This window comes from Micrococcus sp. KRD096 (assembly GCF_017168495.1).
Taxonomy (GTDB): Bacteria; Actinomycetota; Actinomycetes; order Actinomycetales; family Micrococcaceae; genus Micrococcus; species Micrococcus luteus.
In genome coordinates this window covers 68,655-82,324 of record NZ_JABFAY010000015.1, presented here as the reverse complement: position 1 = coordinate 82,324, position 13,670 = coordinate 68,655, and the positions used below count along the sequence as shown (strand labels likewise).

Here is a 13,670-nt window from a genome sequence, read left to right as displayed (position 1 = left end):
GGAGCAGGGAAGACATGCCTCGCAGCCTGAAGAAGGGCCCCTTCGTCGATCAGCACCTCTACCTGAAGGTTCTGGCCGAGAACGAGAAGGGCAGCAAGAACGTCATCAAGACCTGGTCCCGCCGGTCGATGATCATCCCGGACATGCTGGGTCACACCATCGCGGTCCACGACGGACGCAAGCACGTCCCGGTGTTCGTCACCGAGTCCATGGTGGGTCACAAGCTGGGCGAGTTCGCCCCGACCCGGACCTACCGCGGCCACGTGAAGGACGACAAGAAGGGCAAGCGCCGCTGAGCCTGAGGGCACAGCACGCTTGACCTTCTCGAGAATCGAAAGAGAGAAGCAATGGAAGCCAAGGCAATTGCGCGCCACCTGCGCGTGACGCCGATGAAGGCCCGGCGCGTCGTCGACCTGGTCCGTGGCAAGCAGGCCACCGAAGCACTGGCCATCCTGAAGTTCGCCCAGCAGGGCGCTTCGGAGCCGGTGTACAAGCTGGTGGCCTCCGCGGTGGCGAACGCCCGCGTCAAGGCGGACCGCGAGGGCCAGGCCTTCGACGAGGACGCCCTCTACATCACCGAGGCCTTCGTGGACGAGGGCCCGACCATGAAGCGGTTCCAGCCCCGTGCTCAGGGCCGCGCGTACCGCATCAACAAGCGCACGAGCCACGTGACCGTGGTCGTCGCGTCCAAGGACGAGAAGGGTGGGAACTGACAATGGGCCAGAAGATCAACCCCAACGGGTTCCGCCTCGGCATCACCACCGACCACGTCTCGCACTGGTTCGCGGACTCCCACAAGGAGGGCCAGCGCTACGCTGACTTCCTCAAGGAGGACGTCAAGATCCGCGAGCTGATGACCACCGGCATGGAGCGCGCCGGCATCTCCAAGGTGGAGATCGAGCGCACCCGTGACCGCGTGCGCGTGGACATCCACACCGCGCGTCCGGGCATCGTGATCGGCCGCCGCGGCGCCGAGGCCGACCGCATCCGCGGTGAGCTCGAGAAGCTCACCGGCAAGCAGATCCAGCTGAACATCCTCGAGGTCAAGAACCCCGAGACCGATGCCCAGCTGGTGGCGCAGGGTGTGGCCGAGCAGCTCGCCTCGCGCGTGGCGTTCCGCCGCGCGATGAAGAAGGCGATCCAGTCCGCCATGCGCGCCGGCGCGCAGGGCATCCGCATCCAGTGCTCCGGCCGCCTCGGCGGCGCCGAGATGAGCCGCTCGGAGTTCTACCGCGAGGGTCGCGTGCCGCTGCACACCCTCCGCGCGAACATCGACTTCGGCAAGTTCGAGGCCAAGACCACCTTCGGCCGCATCGGCGTGAAGGTCTGGATCTACAAGGGCGACCTGACCGCCAAGGAGCTCGCGGCCAAGGAGGCCGCGCAGCCCTCCGGCCGTGGCCGTGGCGGCGAGCGCCGTGGCGGCGGCGAGCGTCGTCGTCGCAACGATCGCGCCGAGCGTGCTCCCCGCCAGGAGAACGCCGGCGCCGGCGCCGAGACCCCGGCCGCCGCTCCCGCTGAAGGAGGCAACGCCTGATGCTGATCCCCCGTCGCGTCAAGCACCGCAAGCAGCACCACCCCAAGCGTTCCGGCGCCGCCAAGGGCGGCACCACCGTGACGTTCGGCGAGTGGGGCATCCAGGCGCTCACGCCGGCCTATGTGACCAACCGTCAGATCGAGGCCGCCCGTATCGCCATGACCCGCTACATCAAGCGTGGCGGCAAGGTCTGGATCAACATCTACCCGGACCGTCCGATCACCAAGAAGCCCGCCGAGACCCGCATGGGCTCCGGCAAGGGCTCGCCGGAGTGGTGGGTCGCCAACGTCAAGCCCGGACGCGTGCTCTTCGAGCTGTCGGGTGTCACGGAGGACGTCGCCCGCGAGGCGCTCCGCCTGGCCATCCACAAGCTGCCGCTGAAGGCCCGTATCATCCGTCGAGAGGGTGGTGAGTGATCCCATGGCGATCGGCACCAAGGATCTGAACGTCGAGTCCCTGGACGGGATGGACAACGCCCGCCTGCTGGAGGCCCTGAAGTCCTCCAAGGAGGAGCTGTTCAACCTGCGCTTCCAGGCCGCCACCGGTCAGCTGGACAACGCCAGCCGGCTGAAGGCCGTCAAGCGTGACATCGCGCGCATCTACACGATCCTGCGCGAGCGCGAGCTGGGCATCCGCGGCGATGTCGCCGCCGAGGCGCAGGCCGAGAAGAACGAGGAGGCTGCCAAGTGACCGAGCAGACCCCGGCCGTCTCCGAGGAGCGCGGCTACCGCAAGGCCCTCCGTGGCATCGTCGTCTCCGACAAGATGGACAAGACCATCGTCGTCGAGGTCGAGGACCGCAAGAAGCACTCGCTCTACGGCAAGGTGCTGAAGACCTCGAAGCGCGTGAAGGCGCACGACGAGGACAACACCGCCGGCGTGGGCGACCGCGTCCGCCTCGCCGAGACCCGCCCGCTGTCCGCCTCCAAGCGGTGGCGTCTGGTGGAGATCGTCGAGCGCGCCAAGTGATCGACCCGGCCCCCTGAGGGCCGGCGACGCAGAGGGCCGCCCCGTGCACTGGCACGGGGCGGCCTTGTGCGTTAGACTCTGATATTCGTGCGCCCTCTCGTTGGCAGGACCATCCATCCTGTGTGCCGAGGGCCGCGCACGCCGATCCCGGATCCGCCTCGGCCCTGCCCTGCGCGCCCCTCCGCTCTCGACCTCCCCGACGCTGTCTGAACACGCGTCGCCGGGGGACGACGGCGGGCGGCCCGCCTCGGGGGAGGGGTAAGCGTCCCGGGATGCCCGTTCAACCGTTCCGCAAGGCTCGCCCATCGTGGGGGAGAACCGGCGCGACGCTAGGAGAGACAAGTGATCCAGCAGGAGTCGCGGCTCAAGGTCGCCGACAACACCGGTGCGAAGGAAATCCTGACCATCCGTGTTCTCGGCGGTTCCGGACGCCGCTACGCAGGCATCGGCGACACCATCGTCGCCACCGTGAAGGACGCCATCCCCGGCGGCAACGTCAAGAAGGGCGACGTCGTCAAGGCCGTGGTGGTCCGCACCCGCAAGCAGTCCCGCCGTCCCGACGGCTCGTACATCAAGTTCGACGAGAACGCGGCGGTCATCCTGAAGACCGACGGCGAGCCCCGTGGCACGCGCATCTTCGGCCCCGTGGGTCGCGAGCTGCGTGACAAGAAGTTCATGAAGATCGTGTCGCTCGCCCCGGAGGTGATCTGACCTCATGGCCAAGATCAAGAAGGACGACCTCGTCCAGGTCATCAGTGGCAAGGACAAGGGCAAGCAGGGCAAGGTCCTGCGCGTGTTCCCGGCGGATGAGCGCGTGCTCGTCGAGGGCGTGAACCGCGTGACCAAGCACCTGCGCGCCGGCCAGGACAACAACGGTTCCACCGAGGGCGGCCTGCAGGTCGTCGAGGCCCCGATCCACATCTCGAACGTGGCCGTGGTGGACCCGGAGACCAAGAAGCCGACCCGTGTGGGCTACCGCTTCGAGACCGTCGAGAAGGACGGCGTGAGCAAGACCGTGAAGGTCCGCTTCGCCAAGGCCTCGGGGAAGGAGCTGTGATGACCGAGGTGCAGCAGACCGAGAAGGTCACCCCGCGTCTGAAGACCAAGTACCGCGACGAGATCCGCGGCGCCCTGCAGGAGCAGTTCCAGTACGGGAACGTCATGCAGGTGCCGGGTCTCGTGAAGGTCGTCGTCAACATGGGCGTCGGCGAGGCCGCCAAGGACTCCAAGATCATCGACGGCGCGGTCGCCGACCTCACCGCCATCACCGGCCAGAAGCCGATGATCACCAAGGCCCGCAAGTCCATCGCGCAGTTCAAGCTGCGTGAGGGCATGCCCATCGGCACGCACGCCACGCTCCGTGGCGACCGCATGTGGGAGTTCCTGGACCGCCTGGTCACGCTCGCGCTGCCGCGCATCCGTGACTTCCGCGGCCTGTCCGACCGCCAGTTCGACGGCAACGGCAACTACACCTTCGGCCTGTCCGAGCAGACCGTGTTCCACGAGATCGATCAGGACAAGATCGACCGCGTGCGCGGCATGGACATCACCGTGGTGACGACCGCCAAGAACGACGACGAGGGCCGCGCGCTGCTCAAGGCGCTGGGCTTCCCGTTCAAGACCGACCAGTAAGACCTCCACGCCACAGGTCCTCCACCGGTGAACCGGTGGCGGAAACCACGGCGAGAAAGGGCGTGAAGCCCACATGACCATGACCGATCCCGTCGCAGACATGCTGACCCGTCTGCGCAACGCAAACTCGGCCTACCACGACACCGTGTCCATGCCGTCCTCGAAGCTGAAGACTCGCGTCGCCGAGATCCTCAAGGCCGAGGGCTACATCCAGGACTGGCGCGAGGAGGAGGCCGAGGTCGGCAAGAAGCTGACCATCGACCTGAAGTTCGGCCCGCAGCGTGAGCGTGCGATCGCCGGCCTGCGCCGCATCTCCAAGCCGGGCCTGCGCGTGTACGCGAAGTCCACGAACCTGCCCCACGTGCTGGGCGGCCTCGGCATCGCCATCCTGTCCACCTCCTCTGGTCTCCTCACGAACCAGCAGGCCGCCAAGAAGGGCGTGGGCGGAGAAGTCCTCGCCTACGTCTGGTGACGGGCAAGACGGAAGAAAGGCTGAACTGACATGTCTCGAATCGGACGTCTCCCGATCACCATCCCCGCCGGCGTCGATGTGACCATCGACGGCGACCGCGTCTCCGTGAAGGGCCCCAAGGGCCAGCTCGAGCACTCGCTGCCCACGCCCATCACGGCCACCCTCGAGGAGGGGCAGGTCACCGTGGCCCGCCCCGACGACGAGCGTGAGTCCCGCTCCCTGCACGGTCTGACCCGCACCCTCATCAGCAACATGGTCGAGGGCGTGACCAACGGCTTCTCCAAGCAGCTCGAGGTCGTCGGCACCGGCTACCGCGTGCAGGCCAAGGGCCAGGACCTCGAGTTCGCCCTGGGCTACTCCCACCCCGTCCCGGTGAAGGCGCCCCAGGGCATCACCTTCACGGTGGAGGGCAACAAGGTCACCGTCGCCGGTATCGACAAGCAGCAGGTCGGCGAGACCGCCGCCAACATCCGCAAGCTGCGCCGCCCCGACCCGTACAAGGGCAAGGGCGTGCGCTACGCGGGCGAGCAGATCCGCCGCAAGGCCGGAAAGGCAGGTAAGTGATGTCTACTCTGAAGGTGAAGGGCAAGGGCAAGTTCAACGCCCGCACCCGCCGCCACCTCCGGGTGCGCAAGCGGATCTCCGGCACCACCGTCCGTCCCCGCCTCGTCGTCAACCGCTCTGCACGGCACATGTTCGTGCAGGTCGTGGACGACACGCAGAGCCGCACGCTCGCGTACGCCTCCACCATGGAGGCCGACGTGCGTGCGCTCGAGGGCGACAAGACGGCCAAGGCCAAGCGCGTGGGCGAGCTCGTCGCCGAGCGTGCCAAGGCGGCCGGCATCGATGCCGTGGTCTTCGACCGCGGCGGCAACAAGTACCACGGGCGCGTCGCGGCCGTGGCCGACGGTGCGCGAGAGGGTGGGCTGCAGCTGTGACCGAGAACATCAACCAGAAGGACACTCAGGTGACCGAGAGCACCGAGACCACCGTCTCCGAGACCGGGTCGGGCTCGGCGAGCCAGACCACCGAGCGCGCCACCGGTGGCCGCGGCGGTCGCGACGGCGGCCGCGGTGGCCGTGACGGCGATCGTCGTGGCGGCCGTCGCGACGACCGCAACCGTCGTGGCGCCCAGGACGACGAGAAGGACCAGTTCCTCGAGCGCGTCGTGGGCATCAACCGCGTCTCCAAGGTCGTCAAGGGCGGCCGCCGCTTCTCCTTCACCGCCCTCGTGGTGGTGGGTGACGGCGACGGCACCGTCGGCGTCGGCTACGGCAAGGCGAAGGAGGTCCCCGCCGCGATCCAGAAGGCCGTGGAGGAGGCCAAGAAGTCCTTCTTCCGCGTCCCCCGCGTCGGCTCCACCATCCCGCACCTGGTGCAGGGTGAGGACGCCGCCGGCGTCGTGCTGCTCCGCCCGGCCTCCCCGGGTACCGGCGTGATCGCCGGCGGTCCGGTGCGCGCCGTGCTCGAGTGCGCCGGCATCCACGACGTGCTGTCCAAGTCCATGGGCTCCGTGAACGCGATCAACATCGTGCGCGGCACCGTGGACGCCCTCAAGAAGCTGGAAGAGCCCCAGGCCGTCGCCGCCCGCCGCGGCAAGGCCCTGGACGAGATCGCCCCCCATGCGATGCTGCGCACCATGGAGAACGATCGCGCCCAGAAGAGCGCGAAGGCAGGTGCGTGAGCCGTGTTTGAGCCCACCCGCAAGAACATCCAGCCCTCGGACGCCACCCTGGTCATCACCCAGACCCGCGGCGTCACGGGCTCCAAGCAGAACCATCGGGACACCCTGCGCTCGCTGGGCCTGAAGCGGATCGGCCACCAGGTCACCCGCAAGGCCGACGCGGTGACGGTCGGCATGGTCAACACCGTGCCGCACCTGGTGTCCGTGGAGGAGGTCAACAATGGCTGACAACGACGCCATCAAGGTCCACGACCTGCGTCCGGCCCCCGGCGCCAAGACCGCCAAGACCCGTGTGGGTCGCGGTGAGGCGTCGAAGGGCAAGACCGCCGGTCGCGGCACCAAGGGCACCAAGGCCCGTTACCAGGTCCGTGCGGGCTTCGAGGGCGGCCAGCTGCCCCTGCAGATGCGTCTGCCGAAGCTCCGCGGCTTCAAGAACCCGTTCCGCACGGAGTACCAGGTCGTGAACCTGGACAAGCTCTCCGCGCACTTCCCCGAGGGCGGTGAGGTCACCGTGGATGCGCTCGTGTCCAAGGGCCTCGTCCGTCGCGGTCAGCCCGTGAAGGTGCTGGGCACGGGGGAGATCACCTCGGCCGTGCAGGTGAAGGCGAACGCCTTCTCCTCGTCCGCCGTGGAGAAGATCCAGGCCGCCGGCGGGTCCACCGAGACCCTCTGACACGCCGACATCGACCGAGGGCCCTGGTCGGGAGCAGCCGCTCCGGACCAGGGCCCTCGGTCCGTCCGTGTAGACTCGCACAGCGGCCGCCCCGGTGTGGCCGCCGTCTCGTGCCCCGCCCCGCGGCCGGCGCGCGCCCCACAGGACCACCGCAGGAGGACTCGTGCTCAAGGCCATCGCCCGGATCGTCCGGACGCCTGACCTGTTGCGGAAGATCGCCTTCACGCTCGCGCTCATCGCCGTCTACCGGATGGGCGCCTTCGTGCCGGCCCCCGGGGTGGACTACCCGGCGGTGCAGCAGTGCCTCGCGGCGGGCAACGCCCAGGGCGGCCTGTACTCCTTCGTGAACATGTTCTCGGGCGGGGCGCTCCTGCAGGTGTCCGTCTTCGCGCTCGGCATCATGCCCTACATCACGGCGTCGATCATCGTGCAGCTGCTGCGCGTGGTGATCCCGCGCTTCGAGCAGCTCCACCAGGAGGGCCCGCAGGGCCAGGCGACGCTGACGCAGTACACCCGCTACCTGACCCTCGCCCTCGCCCTGCTGCAGGCGACCACGATGGCCTCGCTGGCCCGCACCGGGGCCCTGCTCGGATGCAACCTGCCGCTGCTGCGCGACGGCTCCATCCTCACGGTGCTGCTCGTGGTCATCGCCCTGACCACCGGCTGTCTCATCGTCATGTGGTTCGGTGAGCGGATCACCGAGCACGGCGTGGGCAACGGCATGTCCCTGCTGATCTTCACCTCCATCGCGGCGGGCTTCCCGGCCGGCCTCGGCCAGGTGGTCCAGACGCAGGGCTGGCGCGTGTTCGCGATCGTCATGGGGATCGGCCTGCTCACCATGCTGGCCATCGTCTTCGTGGAGGAGTCGCAGCGCCGGATCCCGGTCCAGTACGCCAAGCGGCAGATCGGCTCGCGGACCGTGGGCGGGTCGAGCACCTACATCCCGGTCAAGGTGAACATGGCCAACGTCATCCCGGTCATCTTCGCCTCCTCCGTGCTGATGCTCCCGAGCATCCTCATCCAGTTCAACACGCCGCAGGACGGCAGTGCGCCGGCCCCGTGGATCACGTGGCTGAGCCGGTACTTCGGCCCCGGCGACCACCCGGTGTACATGGCCCTGTACTTCCTGCTCATCATCGGCTTCACGTACTTCTACGTGTCCATCACGTTCAACCCGGTGGAGATCTCGGACAACATGAAGCGCTACGGCGGCTTCATCCCCGGCGTCCGCGCCGGCCGGCCCACCGAGCGTTACCTGCAGTACGTCATCAGCCGCATCACGCTCGTGGGCGCCCTCTACCTCGGTATCGTGGCCATGATCCCGCTGATCGCCTTCGCGGTGATCGGCACCAGCCAGAACTTCCCGCTCGGCGGCACGTCCATCCTCATCATGGTGGGCGTCGGCCTCCAGACCGTGAAGCAGGTCAGCGCACAGATGGAGCAGCGCCACTACGAGGGCCTGCTGCGCTGAGCCCCGACCCGATCCCGCAACGCCGTCCGTATCGACAGTGAGGAACACACGATGACCCGCATGCTGCTCATGGGCCCTCCCGGTTCCGGCAAGGGCACCCAGGCCACCCGGATCGCCGACAAGATGGGGATCGTCCCGATCTCCACCGGTGACATCTTCCGCCACAACGTGAAGTCGATGACGCCGCTCGGCGTCGAGGCCAAGAAGTACATCGACAACGGCGACTTCGTCCCCGATGAGGTCACGAACCGCATGGTCGCGGACCGCATCGCCCAGGCCGACGCGGAGCACGGCTTCCTGCTGGACGGCTACCCGCGCACGAAGGGCCAGGTCGAGGCGCTGGACGCCATGCTCGCCGAGTCCGGCCAGTCGCTGTCCGCCGTCGTCGAGCTGGAGGTGCCCGACGAGGAGCTCGTGGAGCGTCTGCTCAAGCGTGCCGAGATCGAGGGCCGCGCGGACGACACCCAGGAGGTCATCGAGCACCGCCTGGACCTGTACCACCGCGAGACCGAGTCCGTCATCCAGGAGTACGTGGAGCGCGGCATCGTCGCCCGCGTGGACGGCACCGGGCAGATCGACGACGTCACCGAGCGCCTGCTGCAGGCCGTGTACTCCGTGCGCGCCGCCACGGGCTCCCTGCCCGTGATCCAGCCGGGCGCGGAGTCCTGACCCCGTGATCGGCCGCCGCTCGCTCGAGCTCAAGACCGCCCCCCAGCTGCAGGCCATGCAGCGCGCGGGGGTGGTCCTGTCCGAGGCCCTGGACGCCACGCTGACCGCGGCCGCGCCGGGCGTCACCACCGCGGAGCTGGACGCCGTGTTCGCGGGCGTCCTGGCCGAACGCGGTGCGACCTCCAACTTCCTGGGCTACTACGACTTCCCGGCCTCGATCTGCACCTCGGTCAACGACGAGGTCGTGCACGGCATCCCCGGGGACCGGGTCCTGCAGACCGGCGACGTGCTGAAGGTCGACGGGGGCGCGATCGTGGACGGCTGGCACGCCGACTCGGCCCGCACGGTGATCCTGGGCTCCTCCGCGGCCGGCACCGCGGACCCGGCCGACGAGCGCCTCTCGGCGATCACGCGGGAGGCACTCTGGGTCGGCATCGCGGCCTTCGCCTCCGCCACCCACGTCGGGGACATCGGGGACGCCATCGACGACTTCGTCTCCGCGCAGCCGGGCGAGGAGCTCGGCATCCTCGAGGAGTACGTGGGGCACGGCATCGGCTCGGCCATGCACCTGCCGCCGGACGTGTTCAACTACCGCACCGGCCACCGGGGGCCCAAGATCCGCCCCGGTCTGGCGCTCGCCATCGAGCCGATGCTGGTGCGCGGCTCCATCGACACGAAGGTGCTCGCGGACGACTGGACCGTGGTGACCCTCGACGGCGCCCGCGCCAGCCAGTGGGAGCACTCGGTCTGCCGGCACGACGCCGGCGTGTGGGTGCTCACCGCTCCCGACGGCGGCGCCTCCGAGCTCGCCCGGTTCGGCGTGGTCCCGGTCCCGCCGGGGGAGTGAGGGGCCCGAGCTGTCGGCCGTCCGTCCCGCCCGTCCGGCGGGCCGGGCGGCCGTCGTCGTCCGTGCTGGTTCTCAGACCGAGAATGCGGTATCATCGAACGTTGTTCGTGTGCGCGCACTCGTGTGCGCCGGCGAGCAGACCCGTTCCCGCCCCGTCATCCGGCCCTCCGCGGCCGTGCCCGGGGCATGACGATTGTGGAGGACATGGCTAAGAAGGAAGGTGTCATCGAGGTCGAGGGCACGGTGTCGGAGGCATTGCCGAACGCGATGTTCCGGGTCCGTCTGCAGAACGAGCACGTCGTGCTCGCCACGATCTCCGGAAAGATGCGTCAGCACTACATCCGCATCCTCCCCGAGGATCGCGTCGTGGTGGAGCTTAGCCCGTACGACCTCAACCGGGGTCGGATCGTGTACCGATACAAGTAAGAACCCCCGTCCAAGCGAGCGCAGGAGGAAGAGCCGTGAAGGTTCAGCCGAGCGTGAAGCGGATTTGTGACAAGTGCCAGGTCGTGCGCCGTAAGGGCCGCGTGCTGGTGATCTGCTCGAACCCGCGCCACAAGCAGCGCCAGGGCTGATCGCCTCCCCGGGAGCCCGGGGAGCGACGCCGTCGCGTTGACCACACCACCCACCGGCCATCGGGCCGAACAGCAGGGACAGCGGTCCACCCCGTGAGGGGAGGGCCCCCACCTCCGGCCGCAGGGGCCGGAGACCGACGACGGCGGACGCCCGCCGCGGAGCACGCCGGATCTTCCCCGGCGCCGCGACGACGGGTCCGCGAGGCCCAGTGCCGCGTCGTACGGGACGTCCCTGGTGCAGACCCCTGCTGCAGAAGAACAGGAGGACGGCCACATGGCTCGTCTTGCAGGCGTTGACATTCCGCGCGAGAAGCGCGTGATCATCGCACTCACGTACATCTACGGTGTGGGCAAGACCCGCGCTGAGGAGACCCTCGCCGCCACGGGCATCGACCCGAACATCCGCGTGAAGGATCTCTCCGACGAGCAGCTGGTGCAGCTGCGCGACCACATCGAGGGCAGCTACAAGGTGGAGGGCGACCTCCGCCGCGAGGTGGCCGCCGACATCCGTCGCAAGGTGGAGATCGGCTCCTACGAGGGCCTGCGCCACCGCCGCGGCCTGCCGGTGCGCGGCCAGCGCACGAAGACCAACGCCCGTACCCGCAAGGGCCCCAAGAAGACGGTCGCCGGCAAGAAGAAGTGATCCTGCACCGGCGGTGACCGCGTCCACGTCCGGACGCCCCGCCCGCAGCATCAGCACCAGCAGCTTTCCCGGAGGAGAATCACATGCCCCCCAAGACTCGCGCATCGGCTGCCCGCAAGCCGCGTCGCAAGGCCAACAAGAACATCACCGTGGGCCAGGCCCACATCAAGAGCACGTTCAACAACACCATCGTGTCCATCACGGACACCACGGGTGCCGTCATCTCCTGGGCCTCGTCCGGCGAGGTCGGCTTCAAGGGGTCGCGCAAGTCGACCCCGTACGCCGCGCAGATGGCCGCCGAGCAGGCCGCCAAGCGTGCGCAGGAGCACGGCATGAAGAAGGTGGACGTCTTCGTGAAGGGTCCGGGCTCGGGCCGCGAGACCGCCATCCGCTCCCTGCAGGCCGCCGGCCTCGAGGTGGGGTCCATCCAGGACGTCACCCCCATGGCCCACAACGGCGCTCGCCCGGCGAAGCGCCGCCGCGTCTGACCTGAGCGCTGTGTCCGCGTCCGCCCCGCCCGGGGCGGACGCGGACAGGTCTGCGGACCTGCCCCCACCCCGTCCTCGTTTCCACCCACCGCGTGCGTCATATGGCGGACGCTCGCCGAAAGGAAATGTCCGTGCTCATTGCACAGCGCCCCACGCTGACCGAAGAGGTCGTCTCCGACCGTCGTTCCCGGTTCGTCATCGAGCCCCTGGAGCCCGGCTTCGGCTACACCCTCGGCAACTCCCTGCGCCGCACTCTGCTCTCGTCGATCCCCGGTGCTGCCGTGACCAGCATCCGCGTGGACGGCGTGCTGCACGAGTTCAGCACCGTCAACGGAGTCAAGGAGGATGTCACCGAGATCATCCTCAACATCAAGAAGCTCTCCGTCTCCTCGGAGAACGACGAGCCCGTGGTGGCCTACCTGCGCAAGCAGGGGGCCGGCGTCGTCACCGCCGCGGACATCACCGCGCCGGCCGGCGTCGAGATCCACAACCCGGACCTGCACATCGCGACCCTGAACGCGAAGGGCAAGTTCGACATGGAGCTGACCATCGAGCGCGGTCGCGGCTACGTGACCGCCGCCCAGAACAAGTCCGCGGACGCGGAGATCGGCCGTATCCCGGTCGACTCCATCTACTCGCCGGTCCTCAAGGTGACCTTCAAGGTCGAGGCCACCCGTGTGGAGCAGCGCACCGACTTCGACCGTCTGATCCTGGACGTGGAGACCAAGGAGAACATGCTGCCGCGTGACGCGGTGGCCTCTGCCGGCTCCACCCTGGTCGAGCTGTTCGGCCTGGCCCGCTCGCTCAACGTCGAGGCCGAGGGCATCGACCTGGGTGACGAGCCCGAGGTCGTCGAGGGCTCCGCCGACCTGGCCCAGCCGATCGAGGAGCTCGAGCTCACCGTGCGCTCGTACAACTGCCTCAAGCGCGAGGGCATCCACACCGTGGGCGAGCTCGTGGACCGTTCCGAGGCCGACCTGATGGACATCCGCAACTTCGGCGCGAAGTCCATCGACGAGGTCAAGGAGAAGCTCCAGGAGCTGGGCCTGTCCCTCAAGGACTCGCCGGCCGGCTACGACCCGCAGGCGCACGCGCGCCAGATGGACGACGACCCGTTCTCGGACTTCTGAGCCGATTCCGCACCACCTGACATCTTCGACCCGACGCCGCAGCCGGCTGAAGGGTCCCACCCGAGGAGAAACACCATGCCTACCCCCACCAAGGGTCCGCGTCTGGGCGGCAGCCCGGCCCACGAGCGCATCATGCTGGCGAACATGTCCGCCCAGCTGTTCGAGCACAAGTCGATCACCACGACGCTCACCCGCGCCAAGCGCCTGCGCCCGTACGCCGAGCGCCTGATCACCTTCGCCAAGAAGGGCGATCTGCCGGCCCGCCGCAAGGTGCAGGGTCTCATCGCCGCCAAGAACCGCACCAACAAGGCGGTCGTGCACGAGCTGTTCACCGTGATCGGCCCGGCGATGGCCGAGCGCAACGGCGGCTACACCCGCATCACCAAGATCGGCAACCGCCAGGGCGACAACGCGCCCATGGCCGTGATCGAGCTGATCATGGACCCGATCTCCGGCAAGCAGGCCGTGGTGCGTGAGGCCGAGCAGGCCGCCGCGTCCGCGCCGGCCGCGCCGGCCGAGTCCACCCCGGTGGAGGCCGTCGACCCGGCCGCCACCGAGGAGGTCACCGTGGCCGAGTCGCAGGAGGCCGCCGCCGAGATCGACGGCGCCGTGCCCACCACCGAGGACGGCTCGGCTCCGGCCGAGGCCACCATCAAGGGCAACGCCAGCTCGAAGAAGTACCACGTCCCCGGCTCGCGCTGGTACGACCAGACCACCGCCGAGGTCTGGTTCTCCACCGTCGAGGAGGCCAAGGCCGCGGGCTTCGAGCCCGCCGGTGGCGAGGCCGCCCAGAAGATGGCCTGACGCCATCGCGTGAGTCCGCGTCCGTCCCCGTGACGACGCCCCGGCGAGGGCCGTCCACCACCCGGTGGGCGGCCCTTCGC

The 13,670-nt window shown here is 68.8% G+C and carries 24 protein-coding genes; all 24 read left to right on the top strand.

Annotated elements, in window-relative coordinates:
• Positions 1 to 14 precede the first annotated feature (14 nt).
• The 24 genes from rpsS to rplQ all read left to right on the top strand — a co-directional run bounded on the left by rpsS (position 15) and on the right by rplQ (position 13,590).
• Positions 15 to 296, top strand: coding sequence for a 30S ribosomal protein S19 (gene rpsS, locus J1M41_RS06535; RefSeq protein WP_002857475.1), 282 nt, complete (start codon positions 15 to 17; stop codon positions 294 to 296).
• 51 nt (positions 297 to 347) lie between these two features.
• Positions 348 to 713 carry a 50S ribosomal protein L22 gene (gene rplV / locus J1M41_RS06530; protein ID WP_017487837.1) on the top strand — a complete coding sequence of 122 codons (366 nt, stop codon included), beginning with the start codon at positions 348 to 350 and terminating at the stop codon, positions 711 to 713.
• Between the two features lie 2 nt (positions 714 to 715).
• Positions 716 to 1,534: a 30S ribosomal protein S3 gene (gene rpsC / locus J1M41_RS06525; protein WP_002857479.1), complete on the top strand. Its 819-nt coding sequence runs from the start codon at positions 716 to 718 to the stop codon at positions 1,532 to 1,534.
• Positions 1,534 to 1,950 carry a 50S ribosomal protein L16 gene (gene rplP, locus J1M41_RS06520; protein ID WP_002857481.1) on the top strand — a complete coding sequence of 139 codons (417 nt, stop codon included), beginning with the start codon at positions 1,534 to 1,536 and terminating at the stop codon, positions 1,948 to 1,950. The genes rpsC and rplP overlap by 1 nt, the downstream gene beginning before the upstream one ends.
• 4 nt (positions 1,951 to 1,954) lie before the next feature.
• Positions 1,955 to 2,224, top strand: coding sequence for a 50S ribosomal protein L29 (gene rpmC, locus J1M41_RS06515; RefSeq protein WP_036317766.1), 270 nt, complete (start codon positions 1,955 to 1,957; stop codon positions 2,222 to 2,224).
• On the top strand, positions 2,221 to 2,502 hold the full coding sequence (rpsQ, locus tag J1M41_RS06510; RefSeq protein WP_036317768.1) for a 30S ribosomal protein S17: 282 nt from the start codon (positions 2,221 to 2,223) through the stop codon (positions 2,500 to 2,502). Before rpmC ends, rpsQ begins: the two co-directional genes overlap by 4 nt.
• Before the next feature lie 342 nt (positions 2,503 to 2,844).
• Positions 2,845 to 3,213: a 50S ribosomal protein L14 gene (rplN, locus tag J1M41_RS06505; RefSeq protein WP_002857487.1), complete on the top strand. Its 369-nt coding sequence runs from the start codon at positions 2,845 to 2,847 to the stop codon at positions 3,211 to 3,213.
• Positions 3,214 to 3,217: 4 nt separating this feature from the next.
• Positions 3,218 to 3,559, top strand: coding sequence for a 50S ribosomal protein L24 (rplX, locus tag J1M41_RS06500; protein WP_036317770.1), 342 nt, complete (start codon positions 3,218 to 3,220; stop codon positions 3,557 to 3,559).
• A complete protein-coding gene (gene rplE / locus J1M41_RS06495; protein WP_036317773.1) occupies positions 3,559 to 4,134 on the top strand; it encodes a 50S ribosomal protein L5 in 576 nt (191 codons plus the stop codon). Before rplX ends, rplE begins: the two co-directional genes overlap by 1 nt.
• 73 nt (positions 4,135 to 4,207) lie before the next feature.
• Positions 4,208 to 4,606 carry a 30S ribosomal protein S8 gene (rpsH, locus tag J1M41_RS06490; RefSeq protein ID WP_002857494.1) on the top strand — a complete coding sequence of 133 codons (399 nt, stop codon included), beginning with the start codon at positions 4,208 to 4,210 and terminating at the stop codon, positions 4,604 to 4,606.
• Positions 4,607 to 4,636: 30 nt separating this feature from the next.
• A complete protein-coding gene (rplF, locus tag J1M41_RS06485) occupies positions 4,637 to 5,170 on the top strand; it encodes a 50S ribosomal protein L6 (RefSeq protein ID WP_036381545.1) in 534 nt (177 codons plus the stop codon).
• On the top strand, positions 5,170 to 5,544 hold the full coding sequence (gene rplR / locus J1M41_RS06480; RefSeq protein ID WP_044659552.1) for a 50S ribosomal protein L18: 375 nt from the start codon (positions 5,170 to 5,172) through the stop codon (positions 5,542 to 5,544). Before rplF ends, rplR begins: the two co-directional genes overlap by 1 nt.
• Entirely contained in the window at positions 5,541 to 6,290 is a 750-nt protein-coding gene (gene rpsE, locus J1M41_RS06475; RefSeq protein WP_002857500.1) for a 30S ribosomal protein S5, read from the top strand. The genes rplR and rpsE overlap by 4 nt, the downstream gene beginning before the upstream one ends.
• 3 nt (positions 6,291 to 6,293) lie before the next feature.
• The gene (gene rpmD, locus J1M41_RS06470; protein ID WP_002857502.1) at positions 6,294 to 6,518 is read left to right on the top strand and encodes a 50S ribosomal protein L30; all 225 of its coding nucleotides are present in this window, start codon (positions 6,294 to 6,296) and stop codon (positions 6,516 to 6,518) included.
• Positions 6,511 to 6,963, top strand: coding sequence for a 50S ribosomal protein L15 (gene rplO / locus J1M41_RS06465; RefSeq protein ID WP_036317776.1), 453 nt, complete (start codon positions 6,511 to 6,513; stop codon positions 6,961 to 6,963). The genes rpmD and rplO overlap by 8 nt, the downstream gene beginning before the upstream one ends.
• A 163-nt stretch (positions 6,964 to 7,126) precedes the next feature.
• A complete protein-coding gene (secY, locus tag J1M41_RS06460) occupies positions 7,127 to 8,434 on the top strand; it encodes a preprotein translocase subunit SecY (protein ID WP_200969302.1) in 1,308 nt (435 codons plus the stop codon).
• A 51-nt stretch (positions 8,435 to 8,485) separates the two neighbouring features.
• Positions 8,486 to 9,103 (top strand): adenylate kinase, encoded by a 618-nt coding sequence (locus J1M41_RS06455; protein WP_036381548.1) that lies wholly within the window; start codon positions 8,486 to 8,488, stop codon positions 9,101 to 9,103.
• A gap of 4 nt (positions 9,104 to 9,107) precedes the next feature.
• Positions 9,108 to 9,950: a type I methionyl aminopeptidase gene (map, locus tag J1M41_RS06450; RefSeq protein ID WP_036337962.1), complete on the top strand. Its 843-nt coding sequence runs from the start codon at positions 9,108 to 9,110 to the stop codon at positions 9,948 to 9,950.
• 204 nt (positions 9,951 to 10,154) lie between these two features.
• Positions 10,155 to 10,376 carry a translation initiation factor IF-1 gene (gene infA, locus J1M41_RS06445; RefSeq protein ID WP_010080397.1) on the top strand — a complete coding sequence of 74 codons (222 nt, stop codon included), beginning with the start codon at positions 10,155 to 10,157 and terminating at the stop codon, positions 10,374 to 10,376.
• Between the two features lie 35 nt (positions 10,377 to 10,411).
• Complete coding sequence (rpmJ, locus tag J1M41_RS06440) at positions 10,412 to 10,525, top strand: 50S ribosomal protein L36 (protein WP_002857509.1); 114 nt, start codon at positions 10,412 to 10,414, stop codon at positions 10,523 to 10,525.
• A gap of 274 nt (positions 10,526 to 10,799) precedes the next feature.
• Positions 10,800 to 11,168, top strand: a complete 369-nt coding sequence (gene rpsM, locus J1M41_RS06435) for a 30S ribosomal protein S13 (protein WP_017487821.1) — start codon at positions 10,800 to 10,802, stop codon at positions 11,166 to 11,168.
• An 83-nt stretch (positions 11,169 to 11,251) separates the two neighbouring features.
• Entirely contained in the window at positions 11,252 to 11,656 is a 405-nt protein-coding gene (gene rpsK / locus J1M41_RS06430; protein ID WP_002857513.1) for a 30S ribosomal protein S11, read from the top strand.
• A 131-nt stretch (positions 11,657 to 11,787) separates the two neighbouring features.
• Positions 11,788 to 12,786 (top strand): DNA-directed RNA polymerase subunit alpha, encoded by a 999-nt coding sequence (locus J1M41_RS06425; RefSeq protein ID WP_206451398.1) that lies wholly within the window; start codon positions 11,788 to 11,790, stop codon positions 12,784 to 12,786.
• Positions 12,787 to 12,861: 75 nt separating this feature from the next.
• Entirely contained in the window at positions 12,862 to 13,590 is a 729-nt protein-coding gene (gene rplQ / locus J1M41_RS06420; RefSeq protein ID WP_206451397.1) for a 50S ribosomal protein L17, read from the top strand.
• Positions 13,591 to 13,670: the final 80 nt, after the last annotated feature.